Genomic DNA, 3,904 nt, shown 5'->3' with positions numbered 1-3,904 from the left:
GGTGCGCGCCGTGACCGTCGGGCAAGCCCGACGGCTACACCGGTCTCACGCGCGGGCAGCCTTGACGCTGCCGACGACGGTGCGGGCGTTCTCGGCAATCTGCGCGAAGTCGTTCGCGGCGAGGGCCGTGGCATCCACCAGGTTGCTGCCGACGCCCACGGCGCACGCGCCGGCCTTGATCCACTCGCCGGCATTGGTCAGCGTGACACCGCCGGTCGGCATGAGCTTGACCTGCGGCAACGGCGCCTTGACGTCCTTGATGTAGCCCGGCCCCAGGGTCGTGGCCGGGAACACCTTGACGACGTCGGCGCCCGCTTCCCACGCGGTGAGGATCTCGGTGGGCGTGAAGCAACCGGGCATGACCGCCACGTCGTAGCGGTGCGCGAGTTCGATCGTCCGGAGGTTCAGCGTCGGCGCCACGAGATACGTCGCGCCGGCAAGGATCACCTGCCGCGCCGTCTCGGGGTCGAGCACGGTGCCGGCGCCCAGCTGGAAGCCGCTCGGCAGGTCCTTGGCGAGCTGCTCGATCAGGCCCACGGCGCCGGGCACGGTCATGGTCACTTCCATGGCCGTGACGCCGCCCTCGATCAGGGCGTCGACCACGTGGCGCAGCTTGCCGGCATCCTTGAGGCGGATGACGGCGACGACGCCGCTCTGCTCGATCGCGCGGACCACGTCGGTCCGACTCATGCCATGCCTTCCTTTCCGGGTGCCGGCAACTCGAGTTGCGCCGGCGTCATCTTCGGGACCAGCAGGTGCACCACGCCGAGCGCCAGCAGGTACAAGGTGCCGGCCGCGACGAAGATGGGCACGTAGTTGTTGCCCGATGCATCGAGCCACACACCGACGGCGATCTGCATGATCGCGCCGCCGCAGGCGCCCATCATCCCGCCGAAGCCGATCACGCTGCCCACGGCGCGCCGCGGGAACATGTCGCTCACGAGCGTGTACACGTTGGCGCTCCACGCCTGGTGGCCAGCCGCCGCCACGCTCACCAGCAGCACCGACGTCCAGAGCGAGGTGGCCTGCGCCGCGAACACGATGGGCGTGACGCTCAGCGCGAAGATCAGCATCGTGATCTTGCGGGCCGCATTGACCGTGTAGCCCTTCTGGATCAGCTTCGAGCTCACGTAGCCGCCGGCGACGCTGCCGAAGTCGGCGATCAGGTAGATCGTGGCCAGGGGCAGCATGGCGCCCTTGATGTCGACCTTGTGCACCTTCAGCAGGAAGTCGGGCAGCCAGGTGAGGTAGAGCCACCACACCGGGTCGGTCATGAACTTCGCGACGGCATACGCCCACACCTGCCGGCGCGGGTTGAGGATGATCGCGACGATCAGGCCACCCACGAAGAACGAGACGGCCATCAGGCGCGCCCCGAAGAACGTGGCCGCGACGGTGCCGCTCACGAAGCAGACGGCGGCGACGATGCCGGCCAGCAGCAGGCCGGGCACCTTGAACGCCGCGCTGTCGGGCGGATCGCTTTCGATGAGGGCCAGTTCGGCCGCGTTCACGCCGGCGTGCTGGCGCGGCGACTTGTACTGCCACAGCCACACGCCGAGCCAGAGGAAGCCGACGGCGCCGGTGCCGAAGAACGCCCAGTACCACCCGTAGCGGAACAGGATGATGGGCACGATGATCGGCGTGAGGAGCGCGCCGATGTTGGTGCCGGCATTGAACAGGCCGGTCGCGAGCGCGCGTTCCTTCTGCGGGAACCACTCGGCGATGCTGCGGACGGCGCCCGGGAAGATGGCCGCCTCGCCGAGGCCGAGCAGGACGCGGCACAGCGCGAACCCGGCCACCGAGGCCGACATCGTCAGGCCCAGCGAGCCGAAGGCGCCCTGCACGGCGCTGCCGATCTCGGGCGCCTCGGCATGGAGCATGGCGGCGATGCTCCACAGGCAGATGGCGATGGCCAGTCCACGGCGCGTGCCGATGCGGTCGATCAGCCAGCCGGAGGCCAGCATGCCGACCATGTAGGCGACCTGGAAGAAGAAGTTGATGTAGCCGAACTCGGTGTTGGTCCAGCCGAACTCGGTCGTCAGCGGCGCCTTGAGCACCGCGAGGACGTTCCGGTCGATGTAGTTGATCGTGGCGGCGAAGAACAGCAGCGCGCAGATCACCCAGCGGACGCTGGTCGGCTTGGCCGACGCCGAGGCGGTGCGAGGGGACGAAGCAGCGTCGGCCAGGCTCATGCGGATCTCCGTGCGGCGACTACTGGTTCACGCCGCTGGCGAGGAAGCCGCCGTCGACGACGAGCACCTCGCCGGTGACGAAGGAGGCGGCCGGCGAGGCCAGGAACACCGCGGCGCCGGCCAGTTCGGGGATGCTGCCGAAGCGCTTCATCGGCGTCCGCATCAGGAACTCCTTGCCGCGGCCGGTGCCGTCGAGCAACTGCGCATTCAGGTCGGTGCGGAACACGCCGGGCGCGACGGCATTCACGGTGACGCCGTGCGGCGCCCACTCGACGGCCAGCGACTTGGTGAGCGAGGCCACCGCCGCCTTGCTCGCGGCATAGGCCGCCACTTCGTAGAGGGCCACGAACGACGAGAGGGACGCGATGTTGATGATGCGTCCCCACCGGCGCTCGATCATGGACGGGCCGAACACCTGGCAGGCGCGCAGCGTGCCCGTGAGGTTGGTCTCGAGGATGGCCGCCCAGTCGGCCTCGTCGACCTCGAGCGTCGGCGAGCGCTTGGTGCGCCCCGCGCAGTTGATGAGGATGTCGGTCGGGCCCAGTTGCGCCGCGACGCCGTCGCGCAGGGCGACGAGCGACGCGCGGTCGGCCACGTCCACGGCGAGGCGCGCACTGCGGCGGCCCATGCCCTCGATTTCCGCCGCCGCCTCGTCGACCAGCGCCTGCCGGCGGCCCGTGGCGACCACGTCCGCCCCGGCTTCCGCAAGGCCGCGCGCCATGGCGCGCCCGATCCCCGACGTGCCGCCGATCACCACGGCGACGCGCCCACTCAAGTCGAATCCCTGGAACATGTGCTGTCCGTCGCTCCTCAGGCTCGCCGTGGCTGACGGCGCGCATGAGGCGACCGGTCGTCGGACGAGCGTGTGTCGGGCCCGCAAAACCTATCAGGCAGGCCCCCGGAAATCAAGGAATCGCGGCCCTGCGCGCTACCCCGCGGCGGCCACCACGGCCGGCGACGGGCGGTCGGTCTCGCCACCGAATCCGGCCTCGGAGGCCTGCCGATCGCGAGCTCGCGACAGGTGCGCCTCCATCGAGCGGCGCGCGCGCTCGGCGTCGCGACTGCGGAGCGCGTGATAGATGCCGCGATGCAGGTCGGCCGCCTCCTTCAGGTCGGTGCCCTGCTCGGCGGTGCGACGCCGATGCTCGTAGAAGATTTCGGAAACCATCTCGACCAGCGACGCGAGGATCGGATTACCCGCCGCGACCGCGACCGCGCGATGGAAGCGGATGTCGTGGACGAGGAACGCCTGTGGGTCGTCCATCGAGGCGTACATCCCGGTGATCTCCTCGGAGATGGACGCGAGCTGGTCGCCGGTGGCGCGCTCGGCGGCCAGGCCGGCGACGCCGACCTCGAGCACGCGGCGGGCCTCGAACATCTCGTCGCGCGTGAACCCGTGCAGGGCCGCGAGGAAGCTGAGGGGCTCGCTGCCGAGTGACGGCGGGCCACCGCGGATGAAGGTGCCGGCGCCGTGTCGTGACTGCACGACCCCCATGGCCGACAGCGCCCGCAGCCCGGCGCGGACGCTCGGGCGACTGACACCCACCTGGAGCGCGAGTTCACGCTCGGCGGGCAAGCGATCGCCGGGCCCGAGCGATCCCCGCTCGATCAGTTCGCGCACGTGCGCGACGACGAGTTCTGCGGCCACCCCCTCGAACGGTTTCTTGGAGGTGCGTTGGTTCTCTGTGGTCATACCACTACTCCGGCTGACT

The 3,904-nt window shown here is 70.1% G+C and carries 4 protein-coding genes; all 4 read right to left on the bottom strand.

Translation table 11 applies throughout. The features are described 5' to 3' along the window. Positions 1–45 precede the first annotated feature (45 nt). The 4 genes from ACIRDX_RS21385 to ACIRDX_RS21370 all read right to left on the bottom strand — a co-directional run bounded on the left by ACIRDX_RS21385 (position 46) and on the right by ACIRDX_RS21370 (position 3,885). The gene (locus ACIRDX_RS21385; protein WP_396627456.1) at positions 46–690 is read right to left on the bottom strand and encodes a bifunctional 4-hydroxy-2-oxoglutarate aldolase/2-dehydro-3-deoxy-phosphogluconate aldolase; all 645 of its coding nucleotides are present in this window, start codon (positions 688–690) and stop codon (positions 46–48) included. Next, complete coding sequence (locus ACIRDX_RS21380; RefSeq protein ID WP_396627455.1) at positions 687–2,192, bottom strand: MFS transporter; 1,506 nt, start codon at positions 2,190–2,192, stop codon at positions 687–689. Before ACIRDX_RS21380 ends, ACIRDX_RS21385 begins: the two co-directional genes overlap by 4 nt. A 19-nt stretch (positions 2,193–2,211) precedes the next feature. Next, positions 2,212–2,985 (bottom strand): SDR family NAD(P)-dependent oxidoreductase, encoded by a 774-nt coding sequence (locus ACIRDX_RS21375; RefSeq protein WP_396627454.1) that lies wholly within the window; start codon positions 2,983–2,985, stop codon positions 2,212–2,214. Positions 2,986–3,120: 135 nt separating this feature from the next. Then, positions 3,121–3,885 (bottom strand): FadR/GntR family transcriptional regulator, encoded by a 765-nt coding sequence (locus tag ACIRDX_RS21370; RefSeq protein ID WP_396627453.1) that lies wholly within the window; start codon positions 3,883–3,885, stop codon positions 3,121–3,123. Between the last annotated feature and the right edge of the window lie 19 nt (positions 3,886–3,904).

Origin of the sequence: Luteitalea sp., assembly GCF_044337415.1 — a bacterium.
GTDB lineage: Bacteria > Acidobacteriota > Vicinamibacteria > Vicinamibacterales > Vicinamibacteraceae > Luteitalea.
The sequence above is the reverse complement of the archived record's forward strand: the minus strand, read 5'-3'. Positions and strand labels throughout refer to the sequence as shown.